The organism is Paramicrobacterium fandaimingii (assembly GCF_011751745.2).
Lineage (GTDB): Bacteria > Actinomycetota > Actinomycetes > Actinomycetales > Microbacteriaceae > Paramicrobacterium > Paramicrobacterium fandaimingii.
Genome location: NZ_CP061170.1, coordinates 2,291,645 through 2,306,583, shown reverse-complemented (window position 1 = coordinate 2,306,583; position 14,939 = coordinate 2,291,645). Strand labels below are relative to the sequence as shown.

At 64.8% G+C, this 14,939-nt stretch carries 13 protein-coding genes and 1 tRNA gene; 8 read left to right on the top strand and 6 right to left on the bottom strand.

From position 1 onward, the window contains the following. From HCR84_RS11110 to HCR84_RS11100, 3 genes are read right to left on the bottom strand one after another with little or no spacing between them, the layout of a single operon-like run. Complete coding sequence (locus HCR84_RS11110) at positions 1-1,641, bottom strand: DNA repair helicase XPB (RefSeq protein ID WP_166981014.1); 1,641 nt, start codon at positions 1,639-1,641, stop codon at positions 1-3. Between the two features lie 37 nt (positions 1,642-1,678). After that, the gene (locus tag HCR84_RS11105) at positions 1,679-3,535 is read right to left on the bottom strand and encodes a helicase-associated domain-containing protein (protein ID WP_166981016.1); all 1,857 of its coding nucleotides are present in this window, start codon (positions 3,533-3,535) and stop codon (positions 1,679-1,681) included. A 13-nt stretch (positions 3,536-3,548) separates the two neighbouring features. Beyond that, a complete protein-coding gene (locus HCR84_RS11100) occupies positions 3,549-3,818 on the bottom strand; it encodes a multidrug ABC transporter ATPase (RefSeq protein WP_166981018.1) in 270 nt (89 codons plus the stop codon). Positions 3,819-3,952: 134 nt separating this feature from the next. Here HCR84_RS11100 and HCR84_RS11095 point away from each other — a divergent pair, with 134 nt between their 5' ends. Further along, positions 3,953-4,336 (top strand): cold-shock protein, encoded by a 384-nt coding sequence (locus HCR84_RS11095; RefSeq protein WP_166981020.1) that lies wholly within the window; start codon positions 3,953-3,955, stop codon positions 4,334-4,336. After that, positions 4,329-5,111 (top strand): DUF3027 domain-containing protein, encoded by a 783-nt coding sequence (locus HCR84_RS11090; protein ID WP_166981022.1) that lies wholly within the window; start codon positions 4,329-4,331, stop codon positions 5,109-5,111. The genes HCR84_RS11095 and HCR84_RS11090 overlap by 8 nt, the downstream gene beginning before the upstream one ends. A 106-nt stretch (positions 5,112-5,217) precedes the next feature. Here the strand turns inward: HCR84_RS11090 and serC are convergent, their stop codons facing one another. After that, positions 5,218-6,330 (bottom strand): phosphoserine transaminase, encoded by a 1,113-nt coding sequence (serC, locus tag HCR84_RS11085; protein ID WP_166981024.1) that lies wholly within the window; start codon positions 6,328-6,330, stop codon positions 5,218-5,220. Between the two features lie 112 nt (positions 6,331-6,442). Here serC and HCR84_RS11080 point away from each other — a divergent pair, with 112 nt between their 5' ends. From HCR84_RS11080 to HCR84_RS11055, 6 genes are all read left to right on the top strand, one after another. After that, positions 6,443-7,141: an iron-dependent transcriptional repressor DtxR gene (locus tag HCR84_RS11080; RefSeq protein WP_166981026.1), complete on the top strand. Its 699-nt coding sequence runs from the start codon at positions 6,443-6,445 to the stop codon at positions 7,139-7,141. A gap of 198 nt (positions 7,142-7,339) precedes the next feature. After that, positions 7,340-8,248, top strand: a complete 909-nt coding sequence (locus tag HCR84_RS17745) for a C40 family peptidase (RefSeq protein WP_166981028.1) — start codon at positions 7,340-7,342, stop codon at positions 8,246-8,248. 324 nt (positions 8,249-8,572) lie between these two features. After that, positions 8,573-9,076: an HNH endonuclease gene (locus HCR84_RS11070; RefSeq protein ID WP_166981030.1), complete on the top strand. Its 504-nt coding sequence runs from the start codon at positions 8,573-8,575 to the stop codon at positions 9,074-9,076. Positions 9,077-9,107: 31 nt separating this feature from the next. Continuing rightward, positions 9,108-9,179, top strand: a tRNA-Arg gene (locus HCR84_RS11065). An 82-nt stretch (positions 9,180-9,261) separates the two neighbouring features. Then, positions 9,262-9,921 carry a histidine phosphatase family protein gene (locus HCR84_RS11060; protein ID WP_166981031.1) on the top strand — a complete coding sequence of 220 codons (660 nt, stop codon included), beginning with the start codon at positions 9,262-9,264 and terminating at the stop codon, positions 9,919-9,921. 271 nt (positions 9,922-10,192) lie between these two features. Then, on the top strand, positions 10,193-13,957 hold the full coding sequence (locus HCR84_RS11055; protein ID WP_195706636.1) for an AAA family ATPase: 3,765 nt from the start codon (positions 10,193-10,195) through the stop codon (positions 13,955-13,957). A 311-nt stretch (positions 13,958-14,268) separates the two neighbouring features. On the opposite strand, the gene mscL is transcribed toward HCR84_RS11055, so the two are convergent. Together mscL and HCR84_RS11045 are read right to left on the bottom strand one after the other, a co-directional pair. Further along, a complete protein-coding gene (mscL, locus tag HCR84_RS11050; RefSeq protein WP_244972466.1) occupies positions 14,269-14,658 on the bottom strand; it encodes a large conductance mechanosensitive channel protein MscL in 390 nt (129 codons plus the stop codon). A gap of 41 nt (positions 14,659-14,699) precedes the next feature. Next, entirely contained in the window at positions 14,700-14,939 is a 240-nt protein-coding gene (locus tag HCR84_RS11045; protein WP_166981034.1) for an FmdB family zinc ribbon protein, read from the bottom strand.

Below are 14,939 nucleotides of genomic sequence, written 5' to 3'. Positions count from 1 at the left end.
TCAGGCGGCGATGCTCGTTGCGTCGAGAATCGAGTAGCTGTAGCCCTGCTCAGACAGGAACCGCTGCCTGTTCTGCGCGAAGTCCTGATCAAGAGTGTCTCGCGCCACAAGCGTGTAGAAGTTGGCGGTGAGACCCGATGTCTTCGGGCGCAGCAGCCGACCGAGTCGTTGTGCCTCTTCCTGGCGCGAGCCGAATGAGCCGGAGACCTGAATGGCAACGGTGGCCTCGGGGAGATCGACAGAGAAGTTTGCCACCTTCGAGACGACGAGAACCGGCTCATTGCCCTCGCGGAACTGCTGGTAGAGCCGTTCACGCTCATCGTTCGGTGTTGCGCCGGTGAGCTTGGGGGCGCCCAAGACGTCAGCAAGCTCGTCGAGCTGATCGAGGTACTGGCCGATCACCAGAATGCGCTCGCCCGCGTGCTTGTTGATCAGTCGCTTGACGATGCTGATCTTCGCCGGGGTCGTTGCCGCGAGCCGATAGCGCTCGTTGTCTGCCGACGCGGCATACTCTAGGCGATCGGCCTTGGGCATGTCGATCCGCACCTCGAAGCACTCCGCGGGGGAGATATAGCCCTGCGCTTCGATCTCCTTCCACGGCGCGTCAAAGCGCTTGGGCCCGATCAGGCTGAAGACGTCCCCGGCGCGTCCGTCTTCGCGGACGAGCGTCGCGGTGAGCCCCAGCCGGCGCCTGGCCTGCAGGTCGGCTGTGAGCTTGAACACGGGGGCGGGAAGCAGGTGCACTTCGTCGTACACGACGAGTCCCCAGTCGAGGGCGTCGAGCAGTGACAGGTGAGCGTACTCGCCCTTTCGGCGCGAGGTGAGAATCTGGTACGTGGCGATTGTGACGGGCTTCACCTCTTTCACCTCGCCCGAGTACTCGCCGATCTCTTCTGCCGTGAGGCTCGTGCAACGGATGAGCTCGTCACGCCACTGCCGCGCCGACACGGTGTTCGTCACGAGAATGAGCGTCGTGGTGTTCGCGGTTGCCATCGCGCCGGCTCCGACGAGCGTCTTTCCGGCGCCACACGGCAGCACGACGACACCCGAGCCGCCGTCGAAGAAGTTGTCGATCGCCTTGTGCTGGTAATCGCGCAGCGCCCAACCGTCTTCGTGCAGGTCGATCTCGTACGGGGTTCCCGGCGTGTAGCCGGCGAGGTCCTCGGCCGGCCAGCCGAGCTTCACGAGCTCCTGCTTCACCTGGCCGCGCGCCCACGGTTCGATGAGAAAGCTGTTCTCTGTGGGCCTGTCGATGAGCAGCGGCCCGATGCGCTTTGCCCGTGACACCTCGGTGAGCACGGCGGCATCCTGACTCGAGAGAACTAACTCGCCCTCGTCGTTTCGCTCGATCACCAGACGTCCGTAGCGCGACACGGTGTCGGAGATGTCTGTCGAGACCGTCTGCGGAACGGGGAACTTTGAGTATTCGTCGAGGGTCGCCAGCATCTCTTCGGCCCTGTGCCCTGCGGCGCGGGCGTTCCACAGGCCGAGTCTCGTGATGCGGTACGTGTGGACGTGCTCGGGGGCGCGCTCCAACTCGGCGAAGACCGCGAGCGCGTGGCGCGCTTCTTCCGCGTCGGGGTGGGCGACTTCGAAGAGCACGGTGCGGTCGCTTTGAACGATAAGAGGGCCGTCAGACATAGCCCTTCAGCTTAGCGCCGTCAACTGGGAACAGCACTCAGGCGTCAGCGCGAGACACCGACTGGATGCTGGAGAGAGGCAGCGTGCGCTCGACATCTGCCGTGCTGTCCCGTCCGCGCAGGCGCCCGCCGCCGATTCCGGTCGGCTCGAGTGACAGATCGATGGTCTTGCCTCCGGGCATGGCGACCGAGACGACAACAGTGGATTTGCTGCGTACGGCAAGTTCGAGCTGCCGCACGAGCCAGGCATCGTCGGGGTGCGCACTCGTTCCCCTCACCGAGGCACGCAGACGCGACACGAACTCGGTCAGGTCTGCGTCGGGCTCGGCAGTGACTGTGGCGATGTGGTGTCGGGTCACGCGGATCAGCTGGCCGTTCTCGTCTTCGGCCGACACCGGATACCGGGCGTCTTGCAGCGCCCAGAAGACGAGGTCGCGCGAGAAGCGGCTCTCGAGCAGCCCCGGTGCCACGCGGTGCAGAGCAAGGGATGCCAGATTCTGGTCGACAGTGAGCGTTTCGAGCAGGTCGTCATCGACAGATCGGATGCTGCTGCGCACCGCATGGCGGTCGCTGGAGCTCTCGCGCACTCTCAGCAGACCGTGATGCGCGGCGACGTCCGCGATGAGATAGCGCAGAGGCTGCGGAATGCCGGTGAGCGACAGGTCCGTGAGAAAGGCGACGATGCTCGTCTCTCCTTCTCCAGCGCTCAGTGCACGGTCGATGCTCGACCGGCTGAATCGGTACGTCGTCGCCTGCGAACGAGACTCGATATCGGTCATGAGCCGCAGCCGCGCGTCGCGTGACGGGCTCAATGGGCCCGGGGAGATGACGCTCAGGTCGTCTTGCAGATACACCTGGCTCACCTCGCGTGGGAGGGTGGCGCGAACGAATTCTGCCGCCGCGTCCGCGGCGCCGACGAGCAGCTCTCGTCCGGCCTGCGACAGCGTGTCGTGTGCGATGACACCGAGCACCTCCGCCTGCGCAACAAGATCATCGACGCGAGCGTTGAGCGCATCGCCGCCGAGCGGATACAGCCACAGTGCATACGCACGCACCGAATGCGCCCACCGTGCATCGCGTCGTGTAGTCAGCAGAGGCCGGGCATCGTCGGGAATCGCCGTGACCCAGGCTTCGGCGAGGCGCAGCCACCGGTCGACCGTCGGCAGGGTGAGCCAGTCGAGGCCGGTCTGCGTTGGAGCCCAATGCCGGTCGTCGAGTGCGACGAACTCGGCCGCAGCGAGCGCGGTGATGAGCGTGCCGATGGCATCGAAGTCCACTCCCGTTGCGGCGGCGAGACGGCGAGCGTCTGGCAGCGCGAGGCCACCTCGGCCGAGTTCCTTTGCCGGCGCGCGCAGCAGCTCGGTGATGATCTCGCCGGCCGCTGTCGTCGTCGTGAATGCACGTTCGCCTGCGGCGGCATCCACGCGCTCCGAGGCCTCGACGGCGCCCAGTGTCGTGGGCAGGTGGTCGGCAAGGGCCTTCGTCGAGGGCAGCCCCCGAGTCCGCAGCTCGTTGATGGCGGCACTGACCGTCTCGAGCGGGTTCACGCGATGATCGTCCACGACGACGAGGGCGAGTCGACCCGCCCGGGCGATGCCGTCGAGTGCGGACTCCGCCGCCTCGGCGCCCGCGCCGAACGACTCGATGTGCGATGTCACGTCGTCGAACGTATGGGAGGTGCGGCGGTCCGCTGCGGCCGAGAGCGCGAGCAGCATCCGTCGGTCGCAGGTGCGCAGCGCACGCTCGATGCGCTGCCGCTCGAGCAGACGTTCTGCCAGATCGAAGAAGTCGTTCAGCCGCGAATCATCGGTGATTCCCCGTGCACGCAGCAATGATGTGAGCTCATCGTCAGACAATGAGCGCAGCTGCGTTGCAAGAAGCAAGGCGTCTGTCATGTACGAGCCTCGGTCATTGCCCGCGCGCCGCTCGACTGCGGCCGATCGCTCCCGCGATCAGCAGGGCGATGAGCACGAGCATCGCCAAAGGAAGTCCGATGTACGGCGTCATGGCAACGACGGGCCACAAGCCCGTACCGAAGTCCGCCTGGCTCATGCCGGTCCACGTGCCGATCATGATCGCGAAGAAACTGCCGACCGAAATGATCACGACGCCGAGCAGGGCATATGCGAGAACGCGTTGGATGGTGCTTGTCGAGGTTTCGGAAGGGTTTGGAGCCACGCTCCCCAGGATAAGCCACCAAGCCCCTTCAGCGAATACGATAGAGAGGAGCGGGGTTCTCCTGCTCGCCGACGGTGATGATCCGTTGGTGCACATCAGGCGCATGCAGCGTCTCGTTCCACAGTGAGGTTTCCATGCCCACCGGCAAGGTCAAGTTCTACGACGAAGACAAGGGTTTCGGCTTCATCACGAGTGAAGACGGCGAGCAGGTCTTCTTGCACGCGTCGGCACTTCCCGACGATGTCACGAGCCTGCGGGCAGGAACCCGTCTCGAGTTCGGCGTCGCGCAGGGAAAGAGAGGCGCGCAGGCGCTGTCGGTTCGGCTGCTCGACCAGCCTCACAGTGTGGTTCGCATGAACCGCAAGCCCGCCGATGACATGGTGGTGATCGTCGAAGACCTCATGAAGATTCTCGACGGCGTCAGCGGAACCCTTCGCAAGGGTCGCTACCCCGATAACGCACATTCACGAAAGGTCGCGGCGGTTCTGCGCCGCGTAGCGGACGAACTTGATGCCTGAATCCAGCGAAGAGATCACACCAGACGCCGCCGCGAGCGAGCCCACGGCGACAGAGCAGGATGCCGCGGCTGCACTACAGCGCGAGGCAGATCCCGTGTTGCTCGACTCCGTCGATTTCGCGCGCCGCGCTCTGCGTGACGTGACAGACGACGATTCGGTCGGCGCCTTCGTCGGGCATTCCGTCGAAGACGACAACGCAGTGTCACTGCTGTTCGAGAACAGGCTTGACGGCTACCCCGGCTGGTTCTGGACGGTGACACTCGCACGCGTCGACGACGGCGAGCCCACCGTTCTGGAGTCCGAGCTCATGCCGGGCGATTCGGCGCTGCTCGCGCCCGACTGGGTGCCGTGGTCTGAGCGACTTGCCGAATACCGCGCGCAGCAGGAGGAAGCCGCTCGGGAAGCGGCCGAGGCAGATGACGCGGCCGAGTCAGACGACGCAGACGAAGACGATTCCGATGATGACGATGACGACGGCGAAGCACGGCGGCATCTGCACGCGGGCGACGTCGATGGCGTCGACGTCGACGAGTTCGATCATCCGGGCGACGTCGCCGGGGCCGATTCAGGCGACGACTCTGAGGACGAGGACTCTGAGGACGAGAACTCCGATGACGACGCAGACGACTCCGATGACGATGAGGATGCCGAGGGCGATGACTCCGCGGACGACGACTCAGACGGCGAGAAGGGCCCGGGCGGCGAAGGCCGTCGTGGCTCACGCCGGGGTGGCTCCCGCGGGCGCCGGCGTTCCCGCGGCCGACGTCGCGGCTGACTGCTGAGCGAAACGCCGCCCCGACGCCGCCCCGACAACGTGTGCCACTTCTGGTGCTTCCAACGAGGGCGTAACCGCAGAAAGTGGCCCGCGTCGGGGCGAGCCCTTAGAGTGCGTCGACGACGTATTCGATCGAGCGGATGAGCCGGCGAACGTCGTCTGGGTCGATCGAGACGAACGTTGCGATGCGCAGCTGGTTTCGGCCGAGCTTGCGGTAGGGCTCGGTGTCGACGATGCCGTTGGCACGCAGTGCATTCGCGACGGACGCGGCATCGACCGAGTCATCGAAGTCGATCGTGACGACGACGTTCGAGCGGTGATCCGGGTTGTCGACGAACGGCCGAGCGTAGTCGATCGACTCAGCCCAGGTGTAGAGCACAGACGCTGATTCCGCCGTGCGCTGCGCTGCCCAGTCGAGCCCGCCGTTGTCGGTGATCCAGCGCACCTGGCTCTCGAGCAGGTGCAACGTCGCAACGGCCGGAGTGTTGAGCGTCTGGTTCAGCCGTGAGTTGTCGACGGCGTTCTTCAGGCTCAGAAATTCGGGAATGTAGCGGCCGGATGCCGCGACACGCTCGACCCTCTCGAGCGCCGCGGGCGAAAACAGCGCAAGCCACAGCCCGCCGTCCGAGCCAAAGTTCTTCTGCGGCGCGAAGTAATACACGTCGGTGTTGGAGGCATCGACGGCGAGACCGCCAGCGCCACTCGTCGCATCGATGACGGTGAGCGCACCATCGTCGCCGTGCACACGGCTGACAGGAGCCATGACGCCCGTTGACGTCTCGTTGTGCGGCCAGGCGTACACGTCGACACCCTCGACAGGTGACGGTGTGGCAAGCGAGCCGGGCTCGGCACTGCGCACGTCTGGTGCGGTGAGCCAGGGCGCTGCCGCCGCTTTCGCGAACTTTCCGCCGAACTCGCCGAAGGTCATGTTCTGCGAGCGCTTCTCAATGAGACCGAATGCCGCGGCGTCCCAGAACGCCGTTGAGCCGCCGTTTCCGAGAATCACCTCGTATCCCTCTGGAATAGAGAACAGTTGAGCGAGCTGCTCCCGCACGCTTCCGACGAGATTCTTCACGCCGGGCTTGCGATGAGAGGTGCCGAGAAGACCAGCTGCCGCGTCGGAGAGTGCCTCAACCTGCTCGGGGCGCACTTTCGACGGCCCACAGCCGAATCGACCATCAGCGGGCAGCAGGGCAGGGGGGATTACGATCTCAGACATAGACCGATTCTATGCGCGCCGCGACACAGCGAGGTTTTTTTGACGAGTTCAAGACTCAGGCTGATTCCCGATAGGCTTAGTGCATTAGTGAGCATTGCCGGGGGAGGCATTGATGACCGACCTTATTGATACGACCGAGATGTATCTCCGCACGGTTCTCGAACTTGAAGAAGAGGGAATCGTTCCTCTGCGCGCGCGCATTTCGGAGCGTCTGGGGCATTCTGGGCCGACGGTGTCCCAGACTGTCGGGCGCATGGAACGCGACGGGCTCATCGTCGTCTCTGATGACCGTCACCTCGAGCTGACAGAGAGCGGTCGTCTGAAGGCCGTTCATGTGATGCGCAAGCACAGGCTTGCCGAGCGGCTACTGAACGATGTGATCGGGCTCGAGTGGGAGTACGTGCACGAAGAGGCATGTCGGTGGGAGCACGTGATGAGCGAGCAGGTCGAGCGCAAGCTTCTCGACATGCTGAATCATCCGACCGAGTCCCCGTATGGAACCCCGATACCCGGGCTCGATGAGTTCGGTGAGAGTCCGAGCATTGCCTTCTCCCACGGCGTTGTCAATCTTGTGGCGCTCGTGCGCGAAACCGATGAGCCGCGCCGTGCCAGCATCCGCCGTCTGGCAGAGCCTGCGCAGTTCGAGCCCGAGCTCCTCGCTCAGCTCAAGCAGGCGGGTGTCGTTCCGGGCAATGCAGGCGAGTTCTCGAAGAACGGCTCGTATGTCGTCGTCACGATCGACGGATTCGACGAGGGAATCGAACTTCCGTCTGAACTCGCCACCCACATCTATGTGACGAACCCTGCATAGCGCGGTGCGACACATTCTCCGAAAAACGTTGCCAAAACGTGACAAACGGTGGGTGGATGCCGTAGCCTCGGTACGTCCTGAGGCGTGAAACTTCAGGAACGGCATCGGGCGCCCTGCAGAACTCGTCCCCGATGACGAAACCCGAGATGACTGTGCGTGGACGAGTCAGCGTGAGCTGAAAGGGCGCCGGAGGAACCCGTGGCCCTATCCACTCCCGCCGAGTCTGACTCTGCTCCTTTCCCTTCTGAACGTCCAGCAACGCGCCGAGAGCGCCGCGCGGCCCAGGCGAAACGGTCGAACGATGTCGTCGCTGACCCGTCTGTCGCGGCGAGATTGACGGCGCGTTCCGCGTCGTCTGCGACAGGCCGCCCGTCCGCGCGCACCGCGCCCGCAACGGCCGCGTCAGCCGAGCGACCGTCGCGGTGGAAGCGCTGGCGCTCAACTCTCGTGATGATGATCGTCGTTCCCGGTCTGTGTGCGGCATTCGCGCTTCCCGGAACTTTTGCGCCCGCCAGCCAGGCTGCTCCGCTGTTTGAGCATCAGGATCGCACGGCAGGTGCGCAGTCCCTCAGCGTGAGTACCGAAGCGAGCATCGCCTCGGTCGCCCGTGACACCTACTCGGCCACGTCGCAGAACGAACTCGCCGCGGCGGCGGCAGAGAAGGCCGCGGCTGAAGCGGCGAAGCGCGCTGAAGAGCAAGCGGCCAACCGCCAGTCATCGAACGGTGCTGGCTCCGAGACAAGCACGTCGCCCGTCGCCCCTCCCACGACTCCCTACAGTCTCTCCGCGGTCTTCAACACGGCGAAACAGTACATCGGTACACCGTACGTCTACGGCGGTGCCACCCCCGCGGGCTTCGATTGCTCCGGGTTCGTCATGTACGTCTTCGGGCAGTACGGCATCTCCCTCCCGCACGGTGTGTCGGGCCAGGCCGCGGCAGGAACGCACATTCCGGTCTCTCAAGCGCAGCCGGGCGACCTCGTGATCATGAGCGGACACGACGGCTTCTACGCGGGCAACGGCATGATCCTCGATGCGCCGAAGCCCGGTGGACACGTCAGCATCCGCCCGCTCTGGACGAGCAACTACTCGATCGTGCGCATCTGAGAGCAATGAACGCCGGGTAAATTTCCGGCCAGCGAACATGCGAACGGCGCGCCCGGTTACCCGGGCGTATCGTTCGTGGGTTAATCTAAGGCTCAGACAACTCACTGGAGGTGAGAGAAGCGATGAGCGGAATACCCGGTGTCCCCTCCATGGACATACGAGACTTTCCCGCTCGCCGCCCTGTCGGAGAGATAAGCCGCGTTGCGGCTGACGAAAGGCACTGCCCACAGGGCGGTGCCTTTTCTGTTTCCGGCCCCACCACGCAGGAGCTGTTCACGTGTCGAATTACCGGGAAGCCGTCACGGCCATTCGAGAGGAAGCGCAATGCGCACATTGGTACTGAACGCAGGATTCGAGCCGCTCGCCGTCGTCTCGTTTCGCAGGGCACTCGCACTCGTCATTTGCGGGAAGGCTGCTGTTGTCGAGATCGTCGAGGACGACCCCGTGTGGGGAGTCTCTGTTCGGTATGACCGACCGAGCGTCATCGTGTTGACGCGCTACGTCAAAGTGCCGTATTCGCGTCGGGTCCCCGTCACCAGGCGCGGAGTGCTCAAGCGAGACCTGCACCGCTGCGGGTACTGCGGGTCGAGCGCGACGACGATCGATCACGTGATCCCGCGCTCGCGCGGGGGAGAAGACAGCTGGCAGAACCTCGTCGCGTGCTGCCTCGGGTGCAACAGCATGAAGGGCAATCGCACGCCGGCCGAGATGGGCTGGCAGCTGCGCATCACCCCGCGCATGCCGTATGGCCCAGGATGGGCTGTGCGCGGAGCGGAGGGAGCGGCTCCCCAGTGGGAGCAGTACCTCGCTCAGGCCGTCGCCGCGTGAGGTGCGGAACACGTTAGACTGTCGAAGGTTTGCCTCTGTAGCTCAATGGAAGAGCAGTTGCGTCCTAAGCAAACGGTTGGGGGTTCGAGTCCCTCCAGGGGCACCGTTGCACGTGGTCATCCACTGGTTCTTCAGACGCTCCCGGATAAGATCGATGAAGACCGTGAGCCTGCGAGGAGTGCCCTATGAGATTGCTGCTGATCCGTCACGGGCAGACCCCCTCGAACGTCGCAGGGCGTCTCGACACCGCGGTTCCGGGACCGGGTCTGACGGAGCTTGGGCTCGCGCAGGCCGCCGCGATCCCGCGGGCGCTTGAGCGGGAGTCGATCGACGCCGTCTTCGCATCGACGCAGCTCCGCGCGCAGCTGACGGCGACACCTCTCGTCGAGAGCCTCGACGCGCCGCTCGCCGTGCGCGACGGCATCCGCGAAATCGACGCGGGCGACCTCGAGATGCGCAACGACTGGGATGCCGTCATGGAATACCACCGGGCGTCATTCGCCTGGGTGGACGGCGAGCTTGACGAATGCGTTCCCGGAGGAGAGAACGGCCACAGCGTCTTCGACCGCTTTGACGCGGTTGTCGACGAAGCGGCCACGCTTGGCGAGAAGACCGTTGCGATCGTCGCCCACGGGCAAGTGCTTCGGGTCTGGGCTGCCGCCCGCACGCGGGCAACACAGCAGTTTGCCTCAGAGAACCCGCTGCACAACACCGGAATGATCGTCATGGACGGCACGCCGCGCCATTGGTCGCTCGTCGAGTGGCACAGTGCTCCGCTCGGTGGCGACAACCTCGACGTCGGCATCAGCGGCGGTCCTGGAGGAACGGCCGCACGCGTGCGCTGACCGTCGTCAGACGCGGGTCGGATGCCGCAGCGGCGGCCCCGCAGCCAGAGCATTGTGCGACGTCAGAGGCGTCGAGCACGCTGATGCGACGTGGCGACATGTCCGTCGGTTTGGCAGAGTCCACCAGCTGTGTCACCCATCTGCGGGACACGGTCGGCCGCAAACCGCTCGACGCGGCTGCCACTCTGCACAAAACTGCGCGAAACTCGCCGACATTACCGGTATTTCGCGTTGCTGCACTTAGTGTGGCGGTGTGTGGAGGCGTGACAGAATGAGTGAGAGAGCAGTGTCAGACGGCAACTCGTCACTTGAGCTTGCTCCGAACCTGACGCAACCGCAGCAGATGTCGATGGGGGATCCCACGGTCGAAATGGGAAACGTCGCAGACGACGAGTGGCAACGCTGGCGCGATGACCTCTCTGAGATCGGCGGCGTATCGCCCCTGCTGCACTTCGATGACGAGCGCGAGTACCGCATCGAGTTGGGCGCAGCGCACCCGGGAAGTCTTCCGCAGTTCATCACGGGCAACTCAACGCTGCTGTCGAACCTGATTCGCGACGACGTCGCCCTGCGGTCCGCTCGCGTCGCCGCCGACCTCATCACGACAAAGGGTATCGAGCTGCGCACCGTTCGCGGGCTCGAGGCCGTGCACCTGTCTGTCGGGCTCGCCCATTGGCGACACGGCGGAAAGAACTTCTGCGCTCCCGTGCTGCTTCGCCCCGTGGCGATTCGCCGCTACGGCAACGACTACGAGCTCAAGCTCACCGGTTCGATCACGCTCAACCCCGAACTCGCCCGCGCGCTTGAGGATCAGTTCGACATTCACTTGGATGCTCGGGCGTTCGAAGCCCTCGCAATGTCAGAGGGAGTTTTCAAGCCGCAGCCCGTTATCGACAGCCTGCGTGGGCTCACGAGCCACCTCGACTGGTTCAACGTTCAGCCGCGGCTTGTCGTCTCGTCGTTCTGCGCCGTTGGCGCTGCAATGCGACGGGATGCCGACGAGCTCGATCATCCGATGCTCGACGCGCTCGCCGGCAATGCAAGCGCCCGTCGGCTTCTCGAATCAGGAACCGGCCTTGTCGACGCCGTCGGCTCTGACGAGCGCAGCCCTTCGACCGACACGCTGCTTCTCGATTCGGATGCCGAGCAGGAGAACGTGATCGCGCAGATCACCGAGGGGCAGTCGGTCGTCGTCTCCACGCTTCCCGGAACCGGGGGCACCCAGACCATCGTCAATGCGCTCGGAGCGCTGGTATCGGGCCATAAGCGCGTGCTTGTCGTCAGTCCCAGAAAGTCGACGCTCGACGGCATCCGTCATCGGCTTAACGGAGTCGGGCTGCCTGGCCTCGCGGCGCACCCGCGGACGCTGCGTCGTGACGTGGTTCAGGCGATCTCGCGCAACGAGAAGGCTACGAGCCCGAAAGTCTCCGACATCGATGACGCACTTGTTCGGCTGCGGAAGGTGCTTCTCGACTACCGCACGGGGCTCGCCCACAAAGACCCGGCGCTCGGTGTCACCGTCTCTGACATGCTGAGCGCTCTGACGGCGCTGTCGAACCTGCCGAAACCGCCGTCGACGACGGCTCGGCTCGGCTACGCGTCGCTGGCGAAGCTGTCGACGGGGCGCGCTTCTGTCGCCGAGTCGCTCGCACAGGCTGCCGCCCTCGGAGAGTTTCAGTACGGTCCGGACGACTCGCCGTGGTACGGCGCGAACTTCCAGACGACCCCCGAGGCGAAGCAGGCCCACGAGCTGGCAAAGCGCATCAACAACATCGACCTTCCGCGTCTGCTCGAGAGGGCATACGAGCTGATCGGTCAGACGCGCATGCGCCCGTTCGAGAGCATCGACGAGCTCGGAGTCTACCTGCGGCTCATGCTTGACATTCGCGAGACGCTCGACAAGTTCCTTCCCGCCGTCTTCGACAGGTCGCTTGCCGAACTCATCGCGGCAACGGGAAGCCGTCGAGATGCATCGAGCATGTCCAGCGGCAACCGCCGTCGTCTCAAGAAGCTCGCGCGCGAATACGTGCGGCCCGGTGTGCACATCGCCGACATGAATGCATCCCTCCGCCGCATTCAGCAGCAGCGCATTCTGCTTCAGCGCTACGTCGACGCCGGAATCTCACCCGAGGTGCCCCTCGGCATCGCCGATGTGCATGTCGCCCATCAGAAGGTGCTCGCCGACCTGGCGGAGCTTGATGTGCCGCTCGGGCGCACCGATCACAACAATCGTCTTGCCGCGCTTCCGATTCGGTCGCTCGTGCGCGTGATGTCTGGGCTCGCCGCCGAGTCGACCGTGATGGAGAACCTGCAGGAGCGCACGACGCTCATCACCGAACTTCGCGAGGCCGGCCTGACGCCGCTGCTCACCGATCTCTCGAACCGCCACGTTCCCGCCGAGCGGGTGACAGACGAGCTCGAGCTCGCGTGGTGGCAGTCAGCGCTCGAGCACACGCTTGCCACAGACAGATCGCTGCTCGGCGCGAACACTCAGGTCATCGACCGGCTCGAGTCCGACTTGCGCCTCGTCGATGAGGCGCACGCGTCGGCGTCGGGGCAGCTGCTCGCGGGGTTGCTCGCTGAGACATGGCGCATTGGGCTCGTTGACTGGCCAGAAGAGGCACGCGATCTTCGCTCGCTTCTCAAATCGGTTCCTCGAGTGACGCCGCCCGAACTCGAGCAGGTCGCTCCTCACCTCTCTCGCGCACTGTCGCCTGTGTGGCTCGCCTCGCCGTACGAGGTTCATCAGATTCCCGACAGCATCCGTTTTGACGCCGTCTTCCTCGTGGATGCGGGAGCCTCGACGATCGCCGAGAACGTCGGAGCGATCCGCAGGTCGAAGCAGGTCGTGGCGTTCGGCGACACCGTCACCCAGAGCCCGACGCCGTTCCACACAGCGGTGTCGGATGCCGCGACAGACGCGGCACTCGCCGAAGACGTGGAGTCGCGTCACGCCGACTCGGCACTCGCGCGTCTGTCTGACCTGCTGCCACAGCTCACGCTCACGCGCAGCTACCGTGCCGGCGGCGAAGACCTGGCTGAGCTTGTGAACCAGCGCTTCTACGGTGGCGAGATCGACTCGCTTCCCTGGGCCGGATCTTTCCTCGGGCACGGAAGCCTGACGCTCGACTACGTGGCGAACGGGCATGGAATGCCCGACCCAGACACGGGAACCGTCGAGTCCGTCGACCCCGAAGTCGTGCGCGTCGTCAATCTCGTCCTCGAGCACGCGACGAACCGCCCACGCGAATCGCTCATGGTGATCACAGCCAGCCAGCGCCATGCGACGCGCGTTCAACAGTCGGTGCTCGCGGCATTCGCCCGTCGTGCCGACCTGTCTGAGTTCATCCTGCGCGAGAGGGCAGAGCCGTTCACCGTGCTGACGCTTGAGCAATCGGTGGCCGAGAGCCGCGACCGCGTGATCTTCTCGCTTGGCTACGGCGTCACGCCGCACGGTCGGGTGCTCTCGACGTTCGGCACTCTCGGTGAGCCTGGGGGAGACCGTCTGCTCGCTGTCGGCATGACGCGCGCCCGCCGTTCGATGGTGATCGTCACGTGCATTCGCCCGGAAGACATCGACCCGGAGCGCATGCAGCACGGCATCGCTGCGCTTGCCCAGCTGTTGCGCGAGCCGCCCCGCTGGACGCCTCGCCCGCCGGTTGTCGATGGAGCCGAGCCGATGATGCTCGACCTTGCCGAGCGCCTCTACCGAAACGGACTGTCAGTCGAGATCGGCTATCGCGGCAAGCTCGCGCTTGTCGCCAGCTACCGCGATCGTGCGATTGTCGTCGAGTCTGACGTCGAGGTGGCGGCAGAGTCGCTTCGCGAGTCGCTGCGGCTGCGCCCCGAGGTGCTGCGGCGCCTCGGCTGGCATTATCTTCGCGTGCACGGCTTCGACTTGTTCAGCGACCCTGTCGCTGTGGCGAGCAAGGTGATGTCGATCGTCGGCGCCCCCGAGACGCAGCCGGCAGATCCTGGCAGCGAACGCGCGGCCGAGCTCATCGACACAGCACCGCAGCCCACATTCGAGGCGTGAGCGTGGCGCAGCATCCTGAGCCTGCTCCACGACGCATTGTGCGTTCCCGTGGCGGGCGACGTGCAACGCTGCCCGCCGCGCCGGGGACGGATCCGCAACCGGAGAGCGGTCGTGCGCGTTCGGAGAGCGAGTCAGACGAGGCATTGCGTGACGATCAGTCGGGCAACGACCGACGGCTGCGTGCGGACAAACCGCCTCACTGGGGATGACGCCGTCCCGGGGAGCCGACGCACGCGGCCAGCGTGTGGCCGTCGTGGTTTAACGGGGAATGCCGCGGCCCTCGGAGAGAGCCGCGGCACCACGCACCACGGTTAGACGTGCTTCCCCGTGTCTTTGTCCGTGGTCTTCAGAAGGTCACGAATTTCGGTCAGAACGTCGATCTCTGTCACGGGAGCGTCCTCATCGACGACGCCGGCGTTCCGGCGCGCCTCGGCGCGCTCGCGCAGCTTGTTCACCGGCAGAACGAACGCGAAGTACACGACGGCGGCGACGACAAGGAAGCTGATGACTGCCGCAATAACGGCACCGAACTTGAACTGCGCCCCACCGAGCTCGACGATCAGCGCCGTGTTGAGGCTGTCGGCGTTGAAAAGCAGGCCGATGAGCGGATTGATCAAGTTGTCGACAAGCGCCGTGACCACTGCCGTGAACGCAGCGCCAACCACGACCGCGACGGCAAGGTCCATGACGTTGCCGCGCATGATGAATTCTTTGAACCCCTTGAGCACGGTGTTCCCCCTCGCTATGAGCCGGCGGATTTTCCCCCGGAATCCGATGCTGAGCTTGAGGATACCGGCTTCGGGGCCGATCGGGAGTCATTTCGGTAAAAACCCGTGCCGTTGAATGTGACGCCGAGGTTGCCGAATACCTTGCGCAGCTGCCCTCCGCACGACGGGCACTCCGTCAGAGAGGCGTCAGAGAACTGCTGATGAATGTCGAAGGCGTTGTCGCACGCCGTGCAACGATAGGAGTAAGTGGGCAT